We start from the raw sequence: 24875 nt of genomic DNA on the forward strand, positions 1-24875 counted from the left end.
CTCCGTCGTCGATGTCGTTCGGTTGGCTGGTCAGCGTCCTCGGCTGTGGCCGCCTCGCCGCCGCCCGGTCGGCTCCGGCAGGGGCTGTGCACGGAGGAGCACCTCGCCCAAGGTTAAACGGTCTACTACACGGCGTCGGACTCGGGTGCGCCCGGACGGCTCCCGTGACCGCGCGGCACGCCCGCGCCGCGGGGCGCCGTCCCCCGGGCCGGTCCTTGCCGCGCGCGAGCCCCTGTTGTCGGGTTCTCCCCTTCCGGCCGGGGTCTTCGCGCTACTCTCGTGAACCAGTCGTGACGACGGTCTCCCTCCTTCTCGCGTTCGTCCCCCGCTCCCACGATCCCCCTGCGGATCCCGTGTCCCAGCAGCACTCTCTCGTCGCGAGCGTACGAAGGAGACGGCGATGGCCGAGTTCGACAGTGTGGTCCGCTCAAGGCGGGTGGTCACCCCCGCGGGGGTCGTGCCCGCCTCCGTCGCCGTCCGCGACGGCCGCATCGAGGCCGTCGCGGACCACGGTGCGCGCCTGCGCGCGCGCCGGGTGACCGATCTCGGTGACGTGGCCCTGCTGCCCGGGGCCGTGGACATCGGCACCGGCGTACACGTGCCGGGCCGGGGGCTGGCCGAGTCCTACCGCCTGGTGGGGCAGGCGGCGCTGAGGGGCGGTGTGACCTGTGTGGTCGCCGCCCCGGCGCCCTCCAGCCCGGCGATCACGTGCGCCGAGGCGCTGCACGCCCACCAGCTGGCGGCCGCGGGCTCCGCGGTGTCCGTGCGCTTCCTGGGAGGGGTGACGCGCGGCACCAGTCCGCTGGACCTGGCCGACCTCCAGGCGGCGGGAGCGGTGGCGTTCCACTGCTCCCTGTCGGACGGGGGGTCTCCGGACATGGCGGCGATGAGCGACGCCCTGCTGCGCAAGACGATGGCCGAGCTCACCGCGTCGGACGCGGTGCTCCTCGTGCACACCGAGGACGCCCGCGAGCTGGGGACCCCGCCGGTGTCCGCGGCGCAGCGGCCGCCGCGGGCCGAGCGCCGGGGGATGGAGCGGGTGATCGCGGCGGCACGCGTGGCGGGGGCGCGCACGCACGTGTGCCCGTTCACGGCGGCGGACTGCGCGGCCCTGCTGGCCGCGGCGGAGTCGATCGGCGTGGCGATGACGGCCCACACCTGCCCGCACTACCTCTGCCTGCCCTCGGAGGGGCTGGACGCGTCCTCGCCCGCGCACGGCTGCCGCCCACCGCTGCGCTCCGACGCCAACCGCCGGGCGCTGTGGAGCGCCCTGCTCTCGCAGGGCTCGGCGATCTCCACGATCGGCTCGGGGCACCTCCCCTCCCACGGCCTGTACACCCTGGAGTGGAGCCTGTCGGCGCTGTGGACGGCGGCGCACCGGCGCGGACTGGGCCTGACCGACCTGGCCCGCTGGACGTCGCGGGCCCCGGCGGAACTCCTGGGGCTGGACGGCAAGGGCCGGATCGCGGTGGGGTTCGACGCTGACCTGGTCGCCTTCGACCACTCTCGCGGGGTGGCGGTCCCCCCGGCCGACCCGAGCCCGTACGCGGGTAGGGAGCTGACCGGCCGGGTAGGGCGGGTGTGGGTGTCGGGACGCGAGGCGGCGGCCGGGGACGACCGGTAGCCCTCCCCCGGGGAGACCGCCGCGGGTCCTGGACGGCACTGGCGCGCACTCGTGTCACACCCCACACATCGTCCTTACACGGTGTCAACAAGGACGCCGAGAGACATGCATGTTGGCGATAGCGCCAGGACGCCTTCGCAGTTCACAGTGGGGCTATCAACGGAGATACCAGTGGAGGAACCGTGCGCATCGGCGTGCCCCGTGAGATCAAGAACCACGAGTACCGGGTGGCCATCACTCCCGCGGGAGTCCACGAGCTGGCCGGCCGGGGCCACGAGGTGGTCGTCGAACGCGGCGCCGGCCTCGGCTCCTCCATCTCCGACGAGGAGTACTCCGCTGCGGGGGCCCGCATCCTGGACACCGCCGACGAGGTGTGGGCGGCGGGCGACCTCGTCCTGAAGGTCAAGGAGCCGATCCGGGAGGAGTACCACCGGATGCGCGAGGGGCAGGTCCTCTTCACCTACCTGCACCTGGCCGCGTCCCGTGAGTGCACCGAGGCCCTGCTGGAGCGGGGGGTGACGGGCATCGCGTACGAGACCGTGCAGCTGCCGGACGGAGCCCTGCCGCTGCTGGCCCCGATGTCCGAGGTGGCGGGGCGGCTGGCGCCCCAGATGGGGGCGGTGACGCTCCAGCGGCCCAACGGCGGCCGCGGGGTCCTGATGGGCGGCGTCCCGGGCGTGCGCCCGGCGCGGGTGACCGTGATCGGCGGAGGCGTCTCCGGCCTCAACGCGGCGCAGATCGCGGTGGGCATGGGCGCCGACGTCACCGTGCTGGACCTGAACGTGAACAGGCTGCGGCACGTGGACGCGCTGTACCGGGGCAGGATCAGGACCGTGGTCTCGAACGCGTTCGAGCTGGAGCACTCCGTCCTGGAGTCCGACATGGTGATCGGCGCGGTGCTGGTGCCGGGCGCCCGGGCGCCCAAGCTGGTGTCCAACGAACTGGTGTCGCGGATGCGGCCCGGGGCGGTGCTGGTGGACATCGCGATCGACCAGGGCGGCTGCTTCGAGGACTCCCGGCCGACGACGCACGACGACCCGACGTTCCGGGTGCACGACACGGTGTTCTACTGCGTGGCGAACATGCCGGGCGCGGTGCCCAACACCTCGACCCACGCGCTGACCAAGGACACCCTGCGGTACGCGGCGGCGCTGGCGGACAAGGGCTGGCGCCGGGCCCTGCGCGAGGACGACGCGCTCGCCGGTGGGCTCAACACCTTCGGCGGCGAGGTGGTGTACGCGCCGGTCGCGGAGGCGCACGGTCTCAAGCACCGGATGCTGGAGGAGGTCCTCGCCGCCGGCTGAGCGCTCCCACCCCCGGCCTTCCGGGCCGTCCCCGCCAGGCCGGGGGCGGCCCGGACCCGTGCGCGGGGGCGGCCCTGGTCTCCCCGGTCTCCCCGGGCGACCCCCGAACCCGTACCCGGGGGCGGGGGCGGGGGCGGGGGCGGGGGCGGGGCGGTGCCGTGCGCGGGAGCGGTGCCGTGCGCGGGAGCGGTGCCGTGCGCGAAGGCGGGAGCGGCGCGGGGCCGTACGCGGGAGCGCACGCCGGTGTCGGCGGCCCCCGGGGACCCCCCGTATTCAAGGAAACCCGGAAACCCGCCGCGGCGCCAGGCCGGCCGTCGGCCTGTGGACGGAGCGGGCGCGCGCCGCTGACCGGGGACCGGGCGGCGCACCGGCCGGGTCCGCCCGATGGGAAGGACCACGCGGTTCGGGGTGGTCGGGCAGGTCGGGCGCGGGTACGGTCGGGTGGAAGGCCCGCGTCCGCCCGACTGGGACGGACGACCTGCGGGAGGACGAACACCGAGGTGGGGACAGCGTGGCACACACCGGCTCGGCGACCGCGACACGGATCGTCGAACTCGAGCTGATCCGACTGCGGCCCGCGCCCGGCGGACGGAGCGCCGACACCGACGGCCCCGTCCTCGTCAGAGTGGCCGACGGCGAGGGGGTCGGCGGCTGGGGAGAGCTCCCCGCCGCCACCGGGGCCCAGTGGGAGGCCCTGACCGCCGAGTTCGCCCCGGCCCTGCTCCGGCACACGTGGAGGCGCCCCACCGAGGCGGGCGACGCCTGGGCCGACCTCCCCCGGGATTCCGCCGTGGCGAACGCCCTGGACACCGCCTGCTGGGACCTGTGGAGCCGCCAGCGCGGGACGCCGCTGTCGCACGCCCTCGGCGGTGAGCGCACCGCGCTCACCGCGGGGGTGACCCTGGCCCGCCAGGTCACCCTGGAGTCGGTGGTCACGGAGGTGAACCGGCAGGTCGGTTCGGGTTTCCGGCGCATCAGGCTGGAGGTGGAGCCGGGGTGGGACGCCGACGTGGTCCGGGCCGTGCAGGCCAGTTTCCCGTTCCTGGTCCTCCAGGTGGACTGCGGCGGCCGCTACACGGAGTCGCCCGCCGACCTGGACTCACTGCGCGCCATGGACGGGCTGGGGCTCCTGGCCGTCGAGGACCCCTTCGCCGCGGACGACCTGGCCGCCCACGCGCGACTGGCCTCGGAGCTGCGCACCCCTGTCGCCCTGGGCCGGTCGCTGTCGTCGGTGGAGGACCTGGACGACGCGATCCGCGCCGAGGCGGGCGGGGCCGTCAACGTGGACCCGACCCGGCTGGGCGGACTGACGGCCGCCCGGCGTGCGGTGGACCGCGCCGTGGACGCGGGCTGGCAGGTGTGGTGCGGCTCGTCGGCGGTGACGGGGATCGGCCGTGCGGCCGTGGTGGCGCTGGCGTCCCTGACCGGGGTGGCCCTCCCGGTGGAGATGCCCGGCGCCGGGAACCGCAGCCGCGACCTGGTGGTACCGCCGGTGCGCGCCCATGACGGCGTCGTGCCGATCCCCTTGGCGGAGAGCGGGCTGGGACACGGGGTGGACCGGACCGCGGTGGCCGACCGGACCGCGCGCTCCCTGGTGGTGGACGCCGACGGACCGCGCGAGGTCCGCGCCGGGCGGGGGCGCGAGGCCCGCGGCCGGCGCCGCTGAACGCGCGCCGGACGGGCGGGCCCGCGGTCCCCCTCCGTCCCTCCGCTCGCGGCGGGGCCCTGCGGCGGAGGGGCGCACGCCTATAACCGAACACTGTTAGGTAGAGTTGCGGCACCGTCCGGCCCCGACCCCCGGACCCGACGTGACAGTGGAGGCGCGGTGCGCGTATTCGCCGACATCAACGAGGTGCTCTCAGCCGAGGGCGAGCACCTGGGACACACCGACTGGGTGACCATCGGCCAGGACCGGATCTCCCTCTTCGCCGACGCGACCGAGGACCACCAGTGGATCCACGTCGACCAGGAGAGGGCGGCCGACGGCCCCTTCGGCACCACCATCGCGCACGGGTTCCTGACCCTGTCGATGCTGGCCCACTTCTCCCAGTCGATCATCTCGGTCACCGAGAAGCCGAGCATGTCCGTCAACTACGGCCTGAACAAGGTGCGGTTCCTCCAGCCCGTGGCGTCCGGCTCCCGCGTCCGCGACGGCGTGGAGATCGTCTCCGTCAAGGAGACGCCCAAGGGCTACCTGGTCTGCACCCGGCACACCGTGGAGATCGAGGGCTCCGAGCGCCCCGCGCTCGTCGCCGAGTCCCTCGGCCTCTGGGTTCCCTGACCCCGCGGGCCCCGGGGTCCGACCGGACGCGCCCCGGGGCCCGGGGCGCGTCCGGCGCGGCGGGCGACCCTCAGCGGGCGATCCTGCGCAGGAGGCGGCGCCCCAGGCCGGGGGTGAACCAGCGCAGCTTGCGCTCGGCCCGCTCCGCCCGCCTGCGGAGCCTCTGCGCCTCGGCACGCGCCTGGTTCAGCTGGTGGCGGAGCGCCTCGGCGGAGTCCTCCGTCCGCTCCTCGTCCGCGGGACCGGCCCCGTCCGCCACCACGAAGGCCTGCGCGGACGCCCACTGGACGCCGAACAGCTCCTCGACCAGCTGGTCCAGCTCCTTCGGCTCCGCCTCGGGCTCCAGGTGGCGGGCGCGGGCGAAGGCGGAGGTGCGCTCCAGGCGCAGCACCCCGTCCCCCGCCCGCGTGGCGCCCGGAAGGGGCGCGCAGAACAGGCCGTCGCCGCTCCGGTCCAGCAGGGCCACCAGGTTCGCGACGGCGTTGTCGCGCGGTTCCGCCCCGGCGGGGACGTGGAGCCGGAAGGGCACCCGCGGGTCCTCCTCCGGGTCTCCCTCGGTGAAGCGCACCCGCGGATCGCCCCGGAACGTCTCCCGGATCAGGCGCAGGTCCAACCGCTCGTCGTCCAGCGGGGACCGCCGCCCCTCGTCCAACTCCCCCCACGGACCGCGCAGCCACAGCCGTACGTCCGGCGTCGTGCCCCGCAGCAGGCCGGAGGCGGTGGTGTCCGCCTCCTCCAGGGTGGCCTCGGCCACGTCGAGGACGATGTCGGCCCGGGGAACCTCCCACTGCCGGTCGGGGCGCTTGTTGCGCAGGTGGAAGTCCGGAACCCGGTTGGAGACGTAGGGCCCCCGGTACCGCGTGCCCCTCTCCTTCTCCTGCTGCATCTGGGAGCGGCCCAGGTGCCAGCTGCTGGTGTCCGGGTCGGGGACGAACACGGCCCCCCGCTGGGCCAGGCGGTGCCCCAGTTCGCTGTCGCCGCCCAGGATGAGGTCGGCGTCCATCCCGCCCGCCGCCTCGAACAGGGTGCGGTGCAGCGAGCCCGTGGCCCCGACGAACACCTTGAAGGCCCCGTGGTGCGCCGTGCGCAGGCCGTCGGTGCGCTCGACGACCTCCTCGATCCAGTGCGTGTCGGCGGTCTCCCGGTCGAACAGGTCGGCCGCCCGCCCCGCCCGCACCTGCTCGGCCACGTACTCCGGATCCAGTGCCTCCGGGTCGAAGTCCACGAACAGCTTGTGCCCCAGGACCACGGCGTAGTCGAGGAGGTGGTGCCACCGCATCTGCGACTCGACGTGCTCCCGGTACACCAGCATGTCCGCGTCCAGGCGCAGCACGACCGCTCCCTCGGACGCCGCGACGCCGGTGTTGAAGGCGTGCCCCGACCCCCACCCGCCCGGAGCCGACACCAGCAGCCGCGTGTTCTCCGGACGCACCCGCGGCAGCTCCAACGGCTCCGCGGAACCGTCGTCCACCACCACCACCTCCATCAGGCGCGACGGATAACTCTGCGCCGACAACGACGCCAACACCATCGCCAACTTCTCCGGATGACCGTGCGCCGGAACCACCACCGACACCGACAGCACCGGCTCCCACCCCCCCAGAACCGGCGGAACGAGCGGCGAGTAGTCGTTGCGGTACAGCCTGGGCTGCACCGCGGGCGCCGGGTCGGTCGGCGCCGCCCCCTGGCCTTCCGGTCCGCCGGCGCTGCGCCCGGCGGGTACCTCCTTGCTGGAGGCGCTGTCTGAGGTGGTCAACTTTGTCCCCCCGAGTGCTCGGTGTGCGGGGCCGCCCGGCCGAGCGGCTCCGCCTCCCCCTCCATGAGGGAGTTGGGCCGCCAGCCCGACCACTGCTTGGTGTGGTTGCGCAGGAAGTAGCCCAGGTCCACCTCCCACGTGTGCCCGGCTCCCGCCCTGCGCAGGAGGTACCCGAGACCGTGGGTGCGGTAGATGCGGCCGCCGACCTGTCGTACGGCGAGCAGGAACTGGCTGTCGATCGCCCGGGGCAGCGGACGGAAGCCCCCGACGTCCTCCAGCACCACGCGGTCGGTGAGGATCGTGCTGCCGACCACCTGGGCGTTGGGGAACTCCGACCGGTAGCTGCGCCACACGGTCAGGTCGAGCTCCTGGAGGTAGGTGAAGTTCTGGCTGATGCCCACGACGTCGGCCCCGGAGTAGGCCCTGGACAGCATCAGGTCGGAGAGGTGTTCGGGGCCGTACCAGTCGTCGTCGTCCCACTTGGCGATGACCGTGCCGGAGGCCCGGTCCACCGCCTCGTTCATCACCGCGCCGAAGACCTTGTCCCCGTCCGCCTCGTGCACGGTGATCGCGTGGCCGAGGGCGGAGAACCCGCGCACGGCCTCCTCCACCGGGGGCAGGGAGGCGGGGAACCCGTGCAGGGCGAGGACCACCTCGAACCTGACGTGGCGCTGCCTGGCCACCTGTGCGAGGGCGAACCCCACCAGGTCGGGGCGCCGGGTGCACAGGACCACGGAGACCAGCGGGTCCGGGACGACGGGGATGCCCGCCTCCTCGGCCAGTGCGCGCCACCTGGTCCGCCGCCCGTGGGCGCGCAGCGCGGCGCGGCGCAACCGGATGCTGTGCTCCTCCCGCGCCAGGCCGTCGAGCGTGTCCTCCTCCGCGACGGAGGTGAGGAGGTCGGTGAGGGGCTGCCCGAGTCCGGCGGCCCACGCGGGCACGGGGCCGCTCACCAGCGGGACGCCGCCCGCGGCGAGGGAGGCGACCGCCCTCACCGCCGCCGCCGGCCCGGCGTGTCCGGACCAGTCCACCCGGACGACGCGCAGGTCACGGATCCGGTGCAGGTCGACGTCGGTGAGGCCCCCGTCGGCGGGCACGGTCACCAGGACGTCCCCGTCGGCGCGGATGACGGCGCGCGACCCGTCGACGGTCAGGTCCGCGACGGGCCCCTTGGTCTTCTTGTTGAAACCCATGGGGTTGACGAGGCGCTCGTCGATCGGGGCGACGGCGCTCACCGGGTCGGGGCCCCGGACCCTGAGCGACGCGGCCGGTCCGTCGGTGTCGACCCGGGACTCCCACGAGTCCGCCCCGGTGGTGGTGCGGTCCAGCGCGGGGACGGCCACGTCCTCCCACAGCGGCAGGGAGGCGCCCTCCTCCGTGCGCAGGACCAGGTCGGCGGCGGGCGTGACCCGGATCAGCGGGACCGGTCCCACCGGACCGACCGGCGTGGCCTCCGGGTCGCCCGGACTCCACAGGTGCGCCTGCGGTCCGTGGAGCCCGGCCCGTATCCCGCTCCCGGGGCCTCTCCGGCGTCCTCGCCCGCCGTGGAAGACCGCCGCGAGCGCCGGCGCGACGTCGGTCCCGCTGGGGAAGAAGAGCTCGCACACCCAGCCGCCCTTCTCCGCCCTGCGCACCCGCAGCTCGTGGAGGTCGCTCCACTCCTCGATGCCGGGCGGCGAGGGGGCCAGGACCCCGTGGTGGCCGGGGATGTGCGCCACGGCCACGAGGAGGTGGACGGCCCGGGGCAGGTGTGCGGCGAGGGTCACCGCCCTGCGCAGGTCGGTGAGGCTGGCGGCGACGACGGCGACCAGGCCGACCGCGGGCCGGACCCCGTCCCCACCGGCCTCTCCGCCGGGGAGCACCGGCTCCCCCACCGGGTGGGACCCCAGGTCGAGGAGGAGGTCTCCGGGCCGCAACCGCAGGGAGGCGAGTTCGTCGAGGAGGCCGCCCCCGGCTCCGATCCGGCAGAGTACGGCGCGCTCGTCACCGCGTGTGCGCAGGGCCTGGCTGATGGCGGAGGTGATCATCGGACGACCTCGGTGGGTTGGGTGCGCGGGGCGGGAGCCCGTCGGACGCGTGTCGGTCACTGCGTCCCAGACTAACCAATACAATCACTCTGGGTGCAAATATGACTGCGTGTCGTGACTGTTTGGCTCCCGGCCCCGCGGGCCGTCCCGGCGTCAGCGCGCGAACCTGCGCAACACCCTCTCCACCGCCCCCGGCTTCGACCAGCGGAGCTTGCGCTCCGCGCGCTTGGCCCGGGCCGTCTGGCGCCCGACCTCGGCGCGGGCCTCCGCGAGCTCGCGGCGCAGTGCGTCGGCGTCGGACGCCCCGGCCTCCTCCTCCGCCTCCCGGACGACGAACGGCTCCCCCGGCATCCAGTGGGTGGTGTGGACCTCCTCGACCACCCGGTCGAGGTCGCCGCCGGTCGCTCCGGGCTCCAGGTGGCGGGCGCGGGCGAAGGCGGAGGTGCGCTCCAGGCGCAGCACCCCGTCCCCCGCCCGCGTGGCGCCCGGAAGGGGCGCGCAGAGCAGGCCGGCCTTCTTGTCGTTCACGGTCCGCACCAGGTCCGCCACCATCGTGGGCGTGGGGACGGCGCCCACCGGGACGTGGAGCCGGAAGGGCACCCGCGGGTCCTCCTCCGGGTCTCCCTCCGTGAAGCGCACCCGCGGATCGCCCCGGAACGTCTCCCGGATCAGGCGCAGGTCCAACCGCTCGTCGTCCAACGGGGACCGCCGCCCCTCGTCCAACACGCCCCACGGACCGCACAGCCACAGCCGCACGTCCGGCGTCGTGCCGTCGAGCAGGGCCGAGACGGTGGTGTCGACGTCCTCCAGCGTGTGCGCCCCGACGTCCAGGAGGACGTCCGCGAAGGGCACCTCCCACTGGCGGTCCGGCCGCTTGCGACGCAGGTGGAAGTCCGGGACCCGGTTGGCCACGAAGGGCATGCGGTACCGGGTGCCCGCGTCGCGGCGGGTCTGCATCTGGGAGCGGCCCAGGTGCCAGCTGCTGGTGTCCAGGTCGGGGACGAACACGGCGCCCTGCTGCGACACCCGGTAGGCGAACTCGCTGTCGCCGCCCAGGATCAGGTCGGCGTCCATCCCGCCCGCCGCCTCGAACAGGGTGCGGTGCAGCGAGCCCGTGGCCCCGATGAACACCTTGTACGAGAGCCGGTCGGCGGTGCGCAGCCGGTCGTGCTTGTTGATCAGGCGCTCGACCCAGTGCGTGTCGGCGGTCTCCCGGTCGAACAGGTCGGCCGCCCGCCCCGCCCGCACCTGCTCGGCCACGTACTCCGGGCTCAGTGCCTCCGGGTCGAAGTCCACGAACAGCTTGTGGCCCATCGCGACCCCGTAGTCGAGGAGGTGGTGCCACCGCATCTGCGACTCGACGTGCTCCCGGTACACCAGCATGTCCGCGTCGAGTCTGAGGACCACCTGGCCGGACGAGGCGGCGACGCCGGTGTTGAAGGCGTGCCCCGACCCCCACCCGCCCGGAGCCGACACCAGCAGCCGCGTGTTCTCCGGACGCACCCGCGGCAGCTCCAACGGCTCCGTAGAACCGTCGTCCACCACCACCACCTCCATCAGATGCGACGGATAACTCTGCGCCGACAACGACGCCAACACCATCGCCAACTTCTCCGGATGACCGTGCGCCGGAACCACCACCGACACCGACAGCACCGGCTCCCACCCCCCCAGAACCGGCGGAACGAGGACGCCGTGGTCGTTGCGCAGGACGCGGGGCTGCCGCGTGAAGTCGGCCTCCGGCCGCGGTGGCACGCGGGTGTCCGCGACCGCGGCGCCGACGGCGGGTTCGTGTCCGGTCTCTGTGGTGGTCAACGCTGTCCCCCTGTGTTCTCGGTGATGGACCGGCCGAACTCCGCGGGCTCGCCCTCCAGGAGGGAGCTGGGCCGCCAGCCGGCCCACTGCCGGGCGTAGTTGTGCAGGAAGTAGGCCATGTCCTCGGACCAGGTGTGTCCGCCGCCCGTGCGGCGCAGCACGTAGCCCAGTCCGTGGGTGCGGTGGATGCGGCCGCCGCCCCGGGTGACGGCGAGGAGGAGCTGGGTGTCGATCGCCCGGGGCAGCGGGCGGAAACCGCCCGTCTCCTCCAGCACCACCCGGTCCGTGAGGATGGTGCCCCCGGCGATGAACCTGGTTGCCGTCTCCGACTCGCGGCTGCGCCACACGGTGACGTCCACCTCCTGGAGGTAGACGAAGTCCTGGCCGGTCCCGACCAGCTCCGCGCCGGAGTAGGCGCGGGCCAGGGCCAGGTCCGCCAGGTGGTCGGGTCCGTACCAGTCGTCGTCGTCCCACTTGGCGAGCAGGTCGCCCGAGGCGCGGGCGGCGGAGTCGTTGAGCACCGAGCCGAACACCTGGTCGGCGGCGGCCTCGTGCACCACGATCCGCAGGCCGGTCGCGGCGGCCTCGGCTACGGCGGCGGCCACCCCCGGCAGGTCGGCGGGGAAGCCGTGCAGGGTCAGCACCACCTCCAGGTCCACACCGCGCTGCCGGGCGATCTGGGCGAGGGCGAAACCGACCATCTCGGGTCGGCGGGTGCACAGGATGACCGAGATCCGGGGGTCGGGCGGGACGGGCACGCCCGCCTCGGCCGCCAGCGACCTCCAGCGGGTGCGCAGGCCGTGGGTGCGCAGCGCGGCGCGGCGCAGCCGGACGCTGTGCTCCTCCCGCCGGAGCCGGTCGGTGAGGTCGGCGTCGGCGGCTCCCCGGAGGAGGTCGCCGAGCGGCCGGCCCAGACCGGCCGCCCACGCGGGCACGGGCCCGCTGAGCAGGGGGACCCCTCCGGCGGCCAGCGAGGCGACGGCGCGCACGGCCGCCGAGGGGCCGGTGTGCCCGGACCAGTCCACCCGGACCCCGCGCAGGTGGCGCAGGCGGGCCAGGTCGACGTCGGTGACGGTGCCGTCCGGCGCGACGTCGACCAGGACCTTGTCCCCGGCGCGCACGACCGCGCGGTCGCCGTGGGCGGTGAGGTCGCCGAGGGGGCCCTTCTCGGCCTTGGTGAAGCCGACGGGGTTGACGGACAGCTCGTCCACGGGGGCGATCGCGGACACGGGGTCCGGCCCGGCGGCCGAGCGCGCCTCGCGCAGGCGGGCGTGGCCGTTCTCGCCCGCCAGGTCCGCCCAGGCGTCCGCACCGGTGGTGGCGCGGTCCAGGGCGGGCACGGCCGCGTCCTCCCAGCCGGCGCGTCCGCGTCCGGCGGTCGTCCGCAGGGCGAGGTCGGCGACGGGGGTGACGCGGCGCAGCGGGACCGGCCCGGACGCGGGGACCCCGGCGGCGCCGGTGTCACCCGGCCTCCACAGGGCCCCCTCCGGTCCGGAGAGCGCGGCCAGGGGGGCGACCGCGGGCCCCCGGCGGCGTCCCCGGGTCCCGTGCAGGACCGCGTCGAGGACCTCGGCGGTGTCCACCCCGTTGGGGAAGTACAGCTCGCACAGCCAGCCCTGCCGGTCGGCCCTGCGCACCCGGACCTCCTCCAGGTCCCGCCACTGCCCCATGCCCGGGGAGGCGGGCAGCGGCGGGTCCTGGTGTCCGGGGACCGCGACGAGCGCCACGAGGACGTGGGCGGTCCGGGGCAGGTGCACTGCCGTGGTCAGCGCGCGGCGCAGGTCGGTGGTGGTGGCCGCGACGACCGCGACCAGGCCGGCCTCCGGCCGCTCCCCGTCCGGAAGGTCCACCGGCGCGCCCAGGGGGTGGGCGTCCAGGTCGAGGACGAGGTCGGAGGGGCGCGTGGGCAGCCCGGCCAGCCCGGCCCGGGCGCCGGCGCCCGTGTGGCACAGCACGGCGGTTTCGTCCCCGCGGGCACGCAGGGCCTCGCGGAGGGCGGTGGTGATCATCTGGCGACCTCGGTTCGGGGGACGTGGGTCTGGCGCCGGGGCGGGCTCAGGCGCGGGTGAACACGTGGGCGCCCTTCTCGGCCGCCTCCTCGGTGCGGCGCAGACCGGGGTTCTCGGCGAGCCAGCGGTCGCCCAGCGCGCGCTCATCGGGGCGGGAGGCGTCGTCCAGGACGATCACGGCGTCCTCGGCGCAGCGGGGCAGCAGGACGGGAACGGCCGGGTAGCGGGCCTGGGAGCCCGTGGCCTCCGGCGGCCCGTCGACGAACAGCAGGCCGATGTCCTCCAGGTCGGCGAGGACGGAGGTGTCGTACCACCGGCGGACTCCGCCGTCCGCCCCCTCGCCGGCCTCGCCGGCCTCGCCGTCACCGGGCTCGAACCCGGTGAGCGGGGCGGTGCGGATCTCCACCACGTCCTCCAGGCCGTGCGAGGCCACGAGGGCGCGGCTGAGCTCCGCGTAGCGGGCGTCGTGCTCGATGGCCACGAGGCGGCCCGCGCCCGCGCGCCGCAGCGCGTGACCGATCCACACGCTGGACGACCCGCTGCCGCACTCGACCACGAGCCCGGGACGGCGCCGGTCGATGTCGCGGACGAGCAGCCGCATGACGTCGGGCGAGGCCGCCCAGCCGCGCAGGGGCGGCATGAACGTCGGGGTGTCGAGGTGTTCGCGCAGCTCGGTCCAGGCGACCTGCTGCTCGTAGTCGTTGCGTCCCTGCACGGTGACCGCGTGGGTGACCTCGCGCGCCAGCTTGGGGAGGGAGTGGTCCCGCAGGTGCGTGAGCCGCTCCTTGACCCCGTCCATCGCGTGCGCGGCCTCCAGGCGGTCGTGGCCCAGCGCCTCCGCGACCCTGCGGCTGTGGGTGTCCATCGCCGTGGACACGGAGCCGGACAGGCCCTTGACGGTGCGGCGCAGCAGGAGGAGGAGCAGGGCCATGAGCGCGACCGCGCCGCCGAGCGCGCCGAGGAGCACGAGGACGGCCGCGTCCACCCACCGGATCAGGCCGAGGAACCCCAGGACCACGGGGACGGCGAGGACGGCGGCACCGCCGACCGCGCCGATGGCCAGGATCGGACGGAGACGGCTGCGAAGCGACCGCATGGGCGGGTACCTCCACGGGAGTTGGCGGCCCGGCACCGCAAGGGTGAACCGAGGGGGACACAGAGGGGGACGATCGGCTTTCTCCACACGGAACGACCGGTTCCGAACGCTGTTACGGGAGGAGGATCGACAAACGGATCAAGCGTTTTCGAGACTAGCCCTTCACGTCGACGGCGAGATGCCCGTGAGTCGAATCGAAACCCGCAGGACGCTCAATTCTCCTCCTGTTCACCTTTCCATCACCATTTCCTCATTCCTGCGTATCTGTACCCTTCTCGCCGGAGGGGCGGTCACCATCCGGTGGCGCCGCGCAGGGCCTCGTCCATCACCGGGGCGAGGGTCGCGGAGTAGGTGGCGGTCATGTGGGAGTGGTCCCAGAACACCAGGACGTTCCCGATGACGGCTTCGCACCGCCCTGCCGGGCACACGTACTCGGTGAGGTCCACGGTCGTGACGTTGCCCGGCAGGTCCGCGGCCGCGGCCGGGTCGGCGGCGGCCTGGCTGTGGGCGGCCGGGGACACGCACTCCTCCAGGGGGCGGCTCTCCACGCACTCGGCCCCCGCGGTGTCGCGGCGGGGCAGGTCGCGCATGCCGATGACGTCGATGCCGAGCGCGTCCAGCTGCCGCCAGCGCTCCACGAACCCCTCGTGGACCCGCTCCCCCGCCGGGCTGGCCCGGGTGGAGGAGGTGAACACGGCGTCGGGCCGCTCCCGTTCCAGGATCTCCATGGCCTCGGCGTTCCACGCCTCGCACTCGGGGAAGGGCTCCCCGCCCCGGCTGTGGGGGCCGGTGCTGAACTGGCAGCCGCTCTTGGTGAAGGACAGCAGCCTCCACCCGTTGTCCGCGGCCGCCTCCAGGACCGACGGGTACCAGTGCGCGACCCGGGACGCGCCCACCAGGGCCAGGGTGTGCTCGGCGTCGGCCGGTCCGACGTCGCACACCGTGACCTCGCTCCGCGTGAGCGGCACGTGGCAGCCCCGGGCGTGGTGGGGGGACAGGTCCTGGCTCGCGTCCGCGGGGTCGGGGCGCACCGGCATCTCCTGGAGCACCAGGGACGGGTCGACCGCCAGCCGGGCCCCGGGGTAGTAGGCGGGTGTGCGCACCTCCTCCGCGCGGGCCTGCTGCTCCTCCTCGATCCGGCCCGACCACAGTGCCGTCGCGGCCAGCACGGGGGCGAGCAGGGCCGCGGCCACCCCCAGGGACCAGGCCGGGGAGCGCCGTCCGGGCGCCCTGGTCAGGCGTTCGACCCCACCCTCGACGGCCTTGGAGGTGACCAGGGCCAGGAGCAGGGACGACACGAGCACGAACGCCCCTCCGAGGGGGGTCGCCAGGGAGCGGTCGGTCACGGCCAGGTAGCAGACCAGGACCGGCCAGTGCCAGAGGTAGAAGGGGTAGGACAGCGCGCCCAGGGCCGTGAGCGGCCTCCAGGTGAGCAGCCGGTCCGCGCCGAACCGCGTCCCGGAGCCGGCCAGGACCACCATGACCGCGGCGCCGGTCGGCCACAGGGCGACGTAGCCGGGGAAGAGCGTGGAGACCTGGAGGAGGACCCCGCAGGAGACGAGCGCGAGCAGGCCCGCCCACCCCAGGACGACCCGCAGGCGCACGGGCAGGTCGATCCGGTGGACGACGAGGGCGAGCAGCCCGCCCAGGGCGGGCTCCCACAGGCGGGCGCCGGTGTCGAAGTACGCCCAGGCCTGGTTGGTCCCGGTGATCCACACCGAGTAGGCCAGGGAGGCGGCGAACACCAGGCCCACGACCGCGGTGAAGGCCAGGTCCGGCCGTACGCGGAGCCGGGCCGCGACCAGGGCGGTCAGCCCCAGCAGGAGCGGCCAGAGCAGGTAGAACTGGCCCTGGATCGACAGCGACCAGAAGTGCTGGACCGGGCTGACCGCGGCCTCCCGGGCGAGGTAGTCCACCGCGGCCCGGGCCAGGGCCCAGTTCTCGTGGTAGAGCGCGGCGGCTCTGACCTGCGCGATCACGTCGGTCCACCGCGAGCGCGGCAGCCACAGCCAGGTGGCGGCGAGGGTCGCGGCGAGCACGACGGCCGCCGCCGGGGTGAGTCTGCGCGCCAGTCTGGTCCAGAAGGCGGCGAGCCGGATGCGGCCGTCGCGCTCCAGCCCCCTGACCAGCGACCCCGTGATGAGGAAGCCCGTGAGGAGCAGGAACACGTCCACACCGCCGGAGACCCGGCCGAACCAGACGTGGTAGAAGGCCACGAGGAGTACCGCGACGGCGCGCAGCCCCTCGATCTCGGGGCGGAATCCTACGCCCTTTCGCGTGCCCGACGGCTCGCTGGAGAACGTGTTCGTGGTGGCGGGCGCGGAGGCCCCAGCCGCTGAGACGGACATGAGTGGTGAACGGCCTCGGAGAATAGGAAGGTTTTCACCGAACGAGACGCGGAGCGGGTTCGGTCCCTCGAATTCGGCGCTGAATCATCGCCGATTTTGACACCCCTCCGGTGAATGGACGGAGAACGCGCGGCCAACGGCCCGCCGACACTCGTGGCGGCTCCCGGCCGTGGGCGCGGAAACCCGGGAGGGAACCCCTCTGCGTCGGCCGGAGCGGACTGGACGGGCGTTTCCGCCACGAAGGCGATGATTGTGGACGGGTCTCGTGGGGAAGGGCGGTAGGGGATCCGCCGCGGGCAGCACCGGCGGACCGCGGCGCGGCGGTGTCGCGCGGGGGCGCGGAGCGCGGTTTATTCCCCGGCCGGAGTGTAAAGAGCCTGACACCCGGTGTCCTGCCGCCCGGCTGATAGCTTGCTGCCTAGGCGATCCCATCGCTGCTGAACACGACGAGCCCCGTTCCTGGAAAGGTGCGTCAGAGATGTCTGCGCCATACACGCTTCCCGAACTGCCCTACGACTACGCGGCCCTGGAGCCGTGGATCTCCGGCCAGATCATGGAGCTGCACCACGACAAGCACCACGCTGCCTACGTCACCGGTGCCAACACCGCTCTGGAGAAGCTGGCGGAGGTTCGCGAGTCCGGTGACTACGCCACCGTGAACCTGCACGAGAAGAACCTGGCGTTCCACCTGGGCGGCCACGTCAACCACAGCATCTTCTGGAAGAACCTGTCCGCCGAGGGCGGCGACAAGCCCGAGGGCGAGCTGGGCGCGGCCATCGCCGACCAGTTCGGCTCGTTCGACGCCTTCCGCGCGCACTTCGGCGCCGCGGCCTCCGGCCTCCAGGGCTCGGGCTGGGCGATCCTGGCCTGGGACACCCTGGGTCAGCGGCTGATCGTCGAGCAGCTGTACGACCAGCAGGCGAACAGCCCGGTCACCACCCAGCCGCTGCTGATGCTGGACATGTGGGAGCACGCCTTCTACCTCCAGTACAAGAACGTGAAGGCCGAGTACGTCAAGGCGTTCTGGAACGTGGTCAACTGGGCCGACGTCCAGGAGCGCTTCGACGCCGCCCGCAAGGTCCAGCTGGGCTAGGGCCTCCTCCGCGGCGCGGCCGGGGCAGTGCGAGGGGCGGCACCACACCGGTGGTGCCGCCCCCGCGTGCGCCCGGGCCGGGCCGCGGTCAGACCACGAGCCGTACGGGGTCCTTCGCCACCGGACCGTGCCGGCGGAACTCCCGCCAGGCCCGGGAGAGCCGCCAGACCAGTTCCTCCCGGGTCCCGGCGTCGAAGGCCACGGGGAGCCGGAAGTACTCCGCGTGCCGGCCCTCGCGGGACGCCGACATGGTGGGGCCCGGCACCAGCTCCACGTCGTGGCAGAGCGCGACCTGGGCGTAGGCGCGGGAGTCCTCGCCGGGCAGGCGCACCCACAGGGCGGCGCCCCCGTCCGGACGCCTCCACTCCCAGTCGGGCAGGGCCTCGCGGAGCAGCCCCTCCATGTGGTCGAGGGCCCCGCGCACCATCTCCGAGCGCTCACGGGCGAGGCCGGCGTAGTCCTCCAGCAGACGCACGGCCACCGCCTGGTCCAGGAGGGGGCTGGCAAGGTCCGCGAGGACCTTGCGGCGGCTGAGGCGCAGCGCCATCTCGGCCGGGGCGCGCAGCCAGCCCACCCGGAGCCCCGCCCAGGAGACCTTGGACAGGGAGTCGACGCTGATGACCTCGGCCCCCCGCGGGGCGTACGCGGCCAGGGGGGAGGGCTCGTCGGGGGCGCGCAGTCCGGTGTAGGCGGCGTCCTCCAGGATCGGCACCCCGTGGCGGGCGGACAGCTCGCCCAGCTCCCGGCGGCGCGCCACGGACATCATCGTGCCCGTGGGGTTGTGGTACGAGGGCATGACGTAGACCAGGTGGGGCGCGTGCTCGGCCACCGCCCGGCGCACGCCCGCCCCGTCGATGCCCTGGTCGTCCAGGGGCACCGGCAGGAACTCGGCGCCCCGGTCCGCCATCAGGTCCAGGCAGCCCGCGAAGCTGGGGTCCTCCACCACCACGGGCGACCCCTCGCGGAGGTAGAGCTGCGAGACCAGGTTGACGGCCTGGTGGGCGCCGGTGGTGACCACGATCTGGTCCGGGGTCGTCGGCAGGTCCAGGCGGCAGTAGTGGTCGGCGACGGCCTGGCGCAGCGCGGGCAGCCCGCGCGGGTGGTACGTGCTCTCGGCCATGAGCGACGGCAGGTCCTCGGCGACGACCCGGCGGACGGCCGTCTCCACCCCGCCCAGGGCGGGGGTGTGGAGGCAGGCGGCCGAGATGAGCCCCTCGTCGCTGTGGAAGAGGTTGCGGTACATGGCGTTGACGCTGCCGGTGCGGCTCCAGCCGTCCGGGCGCACGGGCGCGACCCTGCCGCTGATCCGGGTGCCGCTGCCCTGCCTGCTCTCGAGCAGTCCCTCCGAGCGCAGGGAGTCGTAGGCGGAGACCACCGTCGTACGGCTGACCCTGAGCCCGGCGGCGAGGACCCGCTCCGAGGGAAGGCGCTCGTTCGGCGCCAGGGTGCCCTGGGCCACGAGATCGCGCAGGGAGTCCGCGAGGCGCCGGTAGAGGGGGCCCTCCCCCCGGGACCAGGCGCCGAGGATGTCGGCGAGTTCGGCGGGCTTCCGCGAAGAGTCCATTTTCCGCTCCATTGGATCTGTGGGGAAGGCCCCGGGACTTCCATAATGGCATTGGAGAACAGAGCACCACCAGAGCCAAAGTGGACCGCTTCATCGAGGTCCACTTCTCGATCGGAGTCGTCGTGAACCTCCTCGCCCAGCGCCCCCGCACCGTCGCCGACCACCCGCGTACACCGCACCGAACCCCGATAGCACGGGGTCTCCGTGAGGGACGGCCGCTCCTGGCCGAGTCGCGCACGATCCGGGGCGACCGCCGGTACCTCGCCCCGCTCGCCGCCGCCATGCGGAAGCGGGCCGCCGAGGGAAGCGGCGCCCCGCAAGAGGTCCACTTCTCCGACGGAGGGGACCGCATACACGTCATCGCGCTGTGGCGCTCACCGACGGACCTGCGGGAGTTCGTGGAGGCGTCCCACGGCGACCTCCTGGACTTCCGCGCGCTGACCGGCGGCTTCCCCCGGGTCGGACGCGTGCTGTGGTGGGCGGCGGACGGCGCCGCGGTGACCGCGGAGGAGGCCGCGGCCCGCGCGGAGCACCTGCGCGAGCACGGTCCGCGTCCGCACGCGTTCACACTCGCCTCCCCGGTCCCCGCCCCGGCCTGACGGCCCGCGTCGCACGGACCGGCGCGGGCCTGCGGCGGCGGGAGGGCCCTGCGCGGTCAGCGCACCCCCTCCACCGTCCAGGTCCCGCCCAGTCCTGGCGCAAGGGAGCGGCTCGCCACCTCGGCGAACCCGGCCGGGTCCAGGCCGCCGGTGCTCTCCGGCACCGCCCCCTCCAGCGGCCCCGCCCCCATCCCGGGCAGATCGGTGAGGTTGCACCGCATCGCCAGGTCCGGCCGCTCCGGCCAGGACCCCACCACGACGCCCGCCGGGTGCAGCCCCCGCGTGCGCAGCGCCTCGCCGGTCAGCGCGGTCGCGTTCAGCGTTCCCAGGTCCGGCCGGGCGACCACGAGCACGGGCGCGGACAGCAGCACGGCTGCGTCGGCGAGGGTCTGGCCCTCGGCGTTCAGCCGGACCAGGAGCCCGCCGGCCCCCTCGACCAGCACCAGTTCGTGGTCCCCCAGCAGTTCCCACACCGCGTCCGCCACGTGTTCGGCCCGGACGGCGGGCGCCCCGCAGCGCGCGGCGGCCGTGGCGGGCGCCAGGGGGTCGGGGTAGCGGGCCAGCTCGACGGTGGTCACTCCGGGCACGAGGCCGGCGACCACGTCCACGTCACCCCGTTCGGCCGGCCCCACCCCGGTCTGGGCGGGCTTGAGCACGGCCACCCGACGCCCGGCGGCCCGCGCCAGCGCGGCCACGGCGGCCGTGACCACGGTCTTGCCGACCTCCGTACCGGTTCCTGTCACCATCAGGACGCTCACCGGCACCACGCTCTCTCCCCGTCTCGGCCCACGCGACCCCTCACCCTTCCTCCCGTCCCCGATCATCCTGAACCCGCTCTCTTCCCCGAGAGGAGGAGCCCAAGCACGGCCCCCGCCCGGCGCGCCGGGGCCGGCCTCCGCTCACGCCCCGCCGGCGGCGGAGGCCTCCGCGGCGGCGACCATCCCCGCGGCGACCACGGCCACGTCCCCGGCGGTGCAGGTGTAGGGGGGCATGGCGTACACGAGCTCGCGGAAGGGCCGCAGCCACACCCCTGCCTCCACCGCGGCGCGCGTGGCCTCACGCACCCGCACGGGAGCCTCCAGCTCCACCACCCCGATCGCGCCGAGCACCCGCACCTCCCGCACACCGGGCACCCCCGCGAGCGGGGCGAGGCCCGCGCGCAGACCGGCCCCGATCCGTGCCACGTCACCCCTCCAGCCGCCCCCGGTCAGCAGGTCCACCGAGGCCGCGGCCGTCGCGCAGGCCAGCGGGTTGCCCATGAAGGTCGGGCCGTGGGCGAGGACGGGCACCTCCCCCTCGGCGATCCCCCGGGCCACGCGCCCCGTGCACAGAGTGGCGGCGAGGGTCAGGTAACCGCCCGTCAGCGCCTTGCCCAGGCACATCACGTCGGGGGCCACCCCCGCGTGGTCCGCGGCGAACAGCTCGCCCGTGCGGCCGAAGCCCGTGGCGATCTCGTCGAACACCAGCAGGAGCCCGTGCTCGTCCGCGATCCTGCGCAGCTCACGCAGGTAGCCCGGGTGGTGGAAGCGCATCCCCCCGGCGCCCTGCACCACGGGCTCCACGATGATCGCGGCCAGCTCGCGGGCGTGCTCGGCGGCCATCCGCTCGAACTCCTCCACGTAGCCGGGGTCGGGAGGGGTGTCGAACCCGCCGGGCGGCGCGGGCGCGTGCACCTGGGCGGGCAGGAGGTCGCCCCACAGGGAGTGCATGCCCCCGTCGGGGTCGCACACGCTCATCGCGTGGAACGTGTCCCCGTGGTACCCGCCCCTCCAGGTGAGGAACCGCCGCCTCTCCGGGCTCCCCGACGAGCGGTGGTACTGGAGGCACATCTTCATGGCGACCTCCACCGACACCGACCCGGAGTCGGCGAGGAAGACGTGCTCCAGGGGCTCCGGCGCGATCCCCACGAGCGCCTCGGCGAGCTCGGCGGCCGGGCCGTGCGTGAGCCCCCCGAACATGACGTGGCTGAACGCGTCCACCTGCCGCCGCACCGCCGCGTCGAGCACGGGGTGGCGGTACCCGTGGATCGCCGACCACCAGGACGCCATCCCGTCGACCACCCGGTGGGTCCTCCCGTCCGCCCACAGGGTCAGCCGGGTCCCCTCCGCCGCGGTGACCACGTACGGCGGTTCGGCCGGGGGCACCGCGGAGTAGGGGTGCCACAGGTGCGCCGTGTCGGCGTCCCTGACCCGGCGGGGGCCGAACCCGGTCCGCGGGCGGACCGCTCCTGTGTCCGTGCGCTTCATGGTGCCCCATTGTTCACCCGGGTCGGGCGGGCGCCCCCGTGCCGTCCCGCCAGGAATCCGCGCGGAACTTTGTGGGCTTCCGCCGGTGACGGTCGGACCCGAGGACGGGCAGAGTCGTAGACGCCTCCCTGGCACGCAGGACCGGACCGCCCCAGCGGAATTGGCCGCCGCTGGGCCGGTCCCTCCCGGGAGGCCCTTCCGCCGTCCCGGCCGGGCCGCGGCCCGGCCGCACCGCCCGGCACGACGGCCCCGGGGCGCGCGACCCGCCCCGGGACCGCCCGTCCGCCTCCCCCCGCCCCCACCGGAGTGTGACCCGCACCGACCACCGCACCGAGGAGCCCGCGCGCATGCAACGCACCGCCGCCGCACCGCACCGCCGCCCCTGGACCCTGCGCGCCAGGCGCCCGCCCTCCCCGGCCGGGGCCCCGGTGCGCACGGGCTCCGGACCCTCCTCCGCCGCGTCCCCCCGGCACCCCTTCGGCTGGCTGGACGGCGCGGCCCGGCTCCGCTCGGCCGCCGGGCTGTCCCGGCGCACCTCCCCCAGGGCCGCCGACGACGGCCTCCTGGACCTGGCGGGCAACGACTACCTGGGCCTGCTCCGCCATCCCGACGTGGTCGGCGCGGCGTCCGACGCGGCCCGTGCGTGGGGCGCGGGCTCCGGGGGCTCGCGCCTGGTCTCCGGCGACACCGAGCTCCACCAGGAGCTGGAGCGCGGGCTCGCCGCCTTCTACGGCACGGAGTCCGCCCTCGTGTTCTCCTCCGGGTACACGGCGAACCTGGCGATGGTCACCGCTCTGGCCTCCCGCGACGGCGGCGGCGACCCGCCCCTGCTGGTGTGCGACCGGTACAACCACGCCTCCCTCGTCGACGCGGCGCGGCTGGCGAAGGCCTCCGGAGCGCGGGTCGCCCTCTTCGACCACGCCGACCCGGACCGGGCGGCGGAGGCGCTCGCCCGGACGCGGGGCCGCGCGCTGGTGCTGAGCGACACCGTGTTCTCGGTGGACGGCGACCTCGCCGACGCGGCGGCGCTCGCCCGGACGGCGCGCCGGCACGGCGCTGCGCTCCTGCTGGACGACGCGCACGGGCTGGGCGTGGTGGGGCCGGGCGGCCGGGGGACGCCGACCGCCGCCGGCCTGCGGGGCGCGGACGACGTGGCGGTGTCGGTGACCCTCTCCAAGTCCCTCGGCGCGCAGGGCGGGGCGGTCCTCGGACCCCGGCGCGTGGTCCGGCACCTGGTCGAGACCGCCCGCACCTTCGTCTTCGACACCGGTCTCGCCCCGGCCTCGGCGGGAGCGGCGCTGGCGGCCCTGCGGGTGCTGGTCGCGGAGCCCGGGAGGGCCGCCGCGGTCCGTGACCGGGCCCGGCGGCTGTCCGAGGGGCTGCGCGAGCGGGGCCTCGACGCGAGCCGCCCCGACGCCGCCGTGGTGTCGGTCGGGGCCCCCTCTCCCGAGGCCGCGGTGGCGTGGCGGGACGCGTGCCTCGCCGAGGGGGTGCGGGTGGGGTGCTTCCGCCCGCCGTCGGTCCCCGACGGCAGGTCCAGGCTGCGGCTGACCGCCCGCGCGACACTCGGCGACGGCGACCTCGACCGCGTGCTGGCGGTCGTCGGATCCACCCGCCCCCCGGTACCCTGGCGGAGGGAATCAGGAGCCGTCCGGTAGGCGGGAGGCGGTATCGGCCGTGTCAGCACGTGGTGAGGACCCGCAGACGCCGGAACCTGTGTCCGACGATCCCTCCGCCGTCGGGGGGACCGGCCCCGCGGGGGGCCCGGACCCCCGGGACGGCGACTCCCCCGACGGCTCCGGCGACGCTTCCCCGGGCGCGGGCGGCGGGGGCCCCTCGGGTCCGCGCGCACGGCGGCGCGGGGCCCGCGCCGCGGTCGCCGTCTCCCTCGTGCTCGTCCTCGCCCTGGTCGTCGCCCTCACCGTGCCCGCCACGCGCGAGGGGCTGATGGGGCTCTGGTGCGACGCCACCGGCGGCGTGTGCCCCGGGGAGGAGCTCCCCCCGATCACCGAGGACGAGGAGTCCGACTGGCGGGTCCGGATGGAACCGGAGGACGCCGCGCTGTGGGGGAACTACGTGGCCCTGGGCGACTCCTACTCCTCGGGGGACGGCGCGGGGGACTACGACCCGGCCACCGCCGAGCCGGGCGGCTGCTGGCGCTCCGAGAACGCCTACCCCAAGGTCATCGGTGAGGAGTTCGACTTCGCGGGCTCGCTGGCCTTCTACGCGTGCAGCACCCACAAGGGCGAGGACATGCTCGGCCAGATCGGGACGCCCGAGTCCCAGATCGAGCGGGTCACCGAGAACACGTCCCTGGTCACCCTCGGCATCGGCGGCAACGACCTGGGGTTCACCCCCGTCCTGCGCACCTGCATCGTGCGGATGCCGCTGCTGGAGAGCAGCGTCTGCGTCGAGCAGGAGGAGGACCTGGAGCGCCGGATGGACGCCTTCGAGGAGACCCTCGCCGAGGTGCTCGGCGAGATCCGCGACCGCGCGCCCGACGCCCGCGTCCTCGTGCTGGGGTACCCCCGGCTGTTCCCCGAGGAGCCCCCGGGCATGTACTACACGCTGACCGTGAGCGACCAGGTCTGGTTGAACTCCCTGGCCCAGCGCTTCAACGAGCGTATCCGCGACGGGGTCTACGCGGTGGACGGCGAGGTGTACGGCGGTCGCAGCACCGGCAGCGTCGAGTACGTGAACACCTTCTCCGCCCTCAACGGGTACGAGGTGAGCGCGGAGGAGTCCTGGTTGAACGGCATCGTGCTCGGCCAGCTGGGAGAGGGCCTGCGCGTGGACCGGGCCAGCTTCCACCCCACCGCCCAGGGCCAGATGTCCATCGCCGAACGCGTGCGCCTCCAGATCCTGGAAGGGCCCGAACGCACCCTGTACGTGTCCCGGGAGACCCTGGAGGACGTCGACCCGGAACAGCTGATGACGGAGCTGGGCGGTCCCCTGGACCCGGCCCGCGTCCCGGAGCCCTCCGGGTCGCCGGCCAACGAGGCCGACGCGCCCTAGCCGTACCGGTCCGGGGGTTGGTGACGCGGGAGGGCCGTCGACGGCGGGGCGGAACCGGTGGTGCGGCCGCCCTGTGCCCCCTCCCGCCCCTCGGCCTC

17 protein-coding genes are annotated in these 24875 nt (G+C 74.8%); 8 read left to right on the plus strand and 9 right to left on the minus strand.

Going from position 1 to position 24875, the window contains the following annotated elements:
- Positions 1 to 400: 400 nt before the first annotated feature.
- From ACIRPH_RS04475 to ACIRPH_RS04490, 4 genes are all read left to right on the plus strand, one after another.
- On the plus strand, positions 401 to 1624 hold the full coding sequence (locus ACIRPH_RS04475) for an amidohydrolase family protein (protein WP_402909044.1): 1224 nt from the start codon (positions 401 to 403) through the stop codon (positions 1622 to 1624).
- A 182-nt stretch (positions 1625 to 1806) separates the two neighbouring features.
- Positions 1807 to 2928, plus strand: coding sequence for an alanine dehydrogenase (ald, locus tag ACIRPH_RS04480; protein ID WP_402909046.1), 1122 nt, complete (start codon positions 1807 to 1809; stop codon positions 2926 to 2928).
- Between the two features lie 511 nt (positions 2929 to 3439).
- The gene (locus ACIRPH_RS04485) at positions 3440 to 4594 is read left to right on the plus strand and encodes an enolase C-terminal domain-like protein (protein ID WP_402909048.1); all 1155 of its coding nucleotides are present in this window, start codon (positions 3440 to 3442) and stop codon (positions 4592 to 4594) included.
- A 159-nt stretch (positions 4595 to 4753) separates the two neighbouring features.
- Positions 4754 to 5209, plus strand: a complete 456-nt coding sequence (locus ACIRPH_RS04490) for a MaoC family dehydratase (RefSeq protein WP_402909049.1) — start codon at positions 4754 to 4756, stop codon at positions 5207 to 5209.
- A gap of 70 nt (positions 5210 to 5279) precedes the next feature.
- Here the strand turns inward: ACIRPH_RS04490 and ACIRPH_RS04495 are convergent, their stop codons facing one another.
- The 6 genes from ACIRPH_RS04495 to ACIRPH_RS04520 form a co-directional block, all read right to left on the minus strand.
- Positions 5280 to 6965, minus strand: a complete 1686-nt coding sequence (locus tag ACIRPH_RS04495; RefSeq protein WP_402909051.1) for a glycosyltransferase — start codon at positions 6963 to 6965, stop codon at positions 5280 to 5282.
- Positions 6962 to 8992: a glycosyltransferase gene (locus ACIRPH_RS04500; RefSeq protein WP_402909053.1), complete on the minus strand. Its 2031-nt coding sequence runs from the start codon at positions 8990 to 8992 to the stop codon at positions 6962 to 6964. The genes ACIRPH_RS04495 and ACIRPH_RS04500 overlap by 4 nt, the downstream gene beginning before the upstream one ends.
- 153 nt (positions 8993 to 9145) lie before the next feature.
- Complete coding sequence (locus tag ACIRPH_RS04505; protein ID WP_402909056.1) at positions 9146 to 10807, minus strand: glycosyltransferase; 1662 nt, start codon at positions 10805 to 10807, stop codon at positions 9146 to 9148.
- Positions 10804 to 12816, minus strand: a complete 2013-nt coding sequence (locus ACIRPH_RS04510) for a glycosyl transferase family 2 (RefSeq protein ID WP_402909058.1) — start codon at positions 12814 to 12816, stop codon at positions 10804 to 10806. The genes ACIRPH_RS04505 and ACIRPH_RS04510 overlap by 4 nt, the downstream gene beginning before the upstream one ends.
- 46 nt (positions 12817 to 12862) lie before the next feature.
- Complete coding sequence (locus ACIRPH_RS04515; RefSeq protein ID WP_402909061.1) at positions 12863 to 13912, minus strand: class I SAM-dependent methyltransferase; 1050 nt, start codon at positions 13910 to 13912, stop codon at positions 12863 to 12865.
- 290 nt (positions 13913 to 14202) lie between these two features.
- A complete protein-coding gene (locus ACIRPH_RS04520; RefSeq protein WP_402909064.1) occupies positions 14203 to 16260 on the minus strand; it encodes an acyltransferase family protein in 2058 nt (685 codons plus the stop codon).
- A gap of 478 nt (positions 16261 to 16738) precedes the next feature.
- On the opposite strand from ACIRPH_RS04520, the gene ACIRPH_RS04525 reads away from it, so the two are divergent.
- Positions 16739 to 17353: a superoxide dismutase gene (locus ACIRPH_RS04525; protein ID WP_402909066.1), complete on the plus strand. Its 615-nt coding sequence runs from the start codon at positions 16739 to 16741 to the stop codon at positions 17351 to 17353.
- A gap of 88 nt (positions 17354 to 17441) precedes the next feature.
- Here the strand turns inward: ACIRPH_RS04525 and ACIRPH_RS04530 are convergent, their stop codons facing one another.
- Positions 17442 to 18917 (minus strand): PLP-dependent aminotransferase family protein, encoded by a 1476-nt coding sequence (locus ACIRPH_RS04530; RefSeq protein WP_402909069.1) that lies wholly within the window; start codon positions 18915 to 18917, stop codon positions 17442 to 17444.
- 80 nt (positions 18918 to 18997) lie between these two features.
- Here ACIRPH_RS04530 and ACIRPH_RS04535 point away from each other — a divergent pair, with 80 nt between their 5' ends.
- On the plus strand, positions 18998 to 19516 hold the full coding sequence (locus ACIRPH_RS04535) for a DUF3291 domain-containing protein (protein WP_402909072.1): 519 nt from the start codon (positions 18998 to 19000) through the stop codon (positions 19514 to 19516).
- Between the two features lie 56 nt (positions 19517 to 19572).
- On the opposite strand, the gene bioD is transcribed toward ACIRPH_RS04535, so the two are convergent.
- Positions 19573 to 20274, minus strand: a complete 702-nt coding sequence (bioD, locus tag ACIRPH_RS04540) for a dethiobiotin synthase (protein ID WP_402909075.1) — start codon at positions 20272 to 20274, stop codon at positions 19573 to 19575.
- 141 nt (positions 20275 to 20415) lie between these two features.
- A complete protein-coding gene (locus ACIRPH_RS04545; RefSeq protein ID WP_402909077.1) occupies positions 20416 to 21762 on the minus strand; it encodes an adenosylmethionine--8-amino-7-oxononanoate transaminase in 1347 nt (448 codons plus the stop codon).
- Positions 21763 to 22109: 347 nt separating this feature from the next.
- Here ACIRPH_RS04545 and ACIRPH_RS04550 point away from each other — a divergent pair, with 347 nt between their 5' ends.
- Positions 22110 to 23420: an 8-amino-7-oxononanoate synthase gene (locus ACIRPH_RS04550; RefSeq protein WP_402909080.1), complete on the plus strand. Its 1311-nt coding sequence runs from the start codon at positions 22110 to 22112 to the stop codon at positions 23418 to 23420.
- A gap of 19 nt (positions 23421 to 23439) precedes the next feature.
- Entirely contained in the window at positions 23440 to 24777 is a 1338-nt protein-coding gene (locus ACIRPH_RS04555; RefSeq protein ID WP_402909083.1) for an SGNH/GDSL hydrolase family protein, read from the plus strand.
- Positions 24778 to 24875: the final 98 nt, after the last annotated feature.

It is taken from the genome of Nocardiopsis sp. NPDC101807, from assembly GCF_044766605.1.
Taxonomy (GTDB): domain Bacteria; phylum Actinomycetota; class Actinomycetes; order Streptosporangiales; family Streptosporangiaceae; genus Nocardiopsis; species Nocardiopsis tropica.

Coding starts and splice junctions, on each gene's coding strand:
- ACIRPH_RS04475 (WP_402909044.1), top strand. CDS start 401: ATGGCCGAGTTCGACAGTGTGGTCCGCTCAAGGCGGGTGGTCACCCCC.
- ACIRPH_RS04500 (WP_402909053.1), bottom strand. CDS start 8,992: ATGATCACCTCCGCCATCAGCCAGGCCCTGCGCACACGCGGTGACGAG.
- ACIRPH_RS04510 (WP_402909058.1), bottom strand. CDS start 12,816: ATGATCACCACCGCCCTCCGCGAGGCCCTGCGTGCCCGCGGGGACGAA.
- ACIRPH_RS04515 (WP_402909061.1), bottom strand. CDS start 13,912: ATGCGGTCGCTTCGCAGCCGTCTCCGTCCGATCCTGGCCATCGGCGCG.
- ACIRPH_RS04520 (WP_402909064.1), bottom strand. CDS start 16,260: ATGTCCGTCTCAGCGGCTGGGGCCTCCGCGCCCGCCACCACGAACACG.
- ACIRPH_RS04525 (WP_402909066.1), top strand. CDS start 16,739: ATGTCTGCGCCATACACGCTTCCCGAACTGCCCTACGACTACGCGGCC.
- ACIRPH_RS04530 (WP_402909069.1), bottom strand. CDS start 18,917: ATGGACTCTTCGCGGAAGCCCGCCGAACTCGCCGACATCCTCGGCGCC.
- ACIRPH_RS04545 (WP_402909077.1), bottom strand. CDS start 21,762: ATGAAGCGCACGGACACAGGAGCGGTCCGCCCGCGGACCGGGTTCGGC.
- ACIRPH_RS04550 (WP_402909080.1), top strand. CDS start 22,110: ATGCAACGCACCGCCGCCGCACCGCACCGCCGCCCCTGGACCCTGCGC.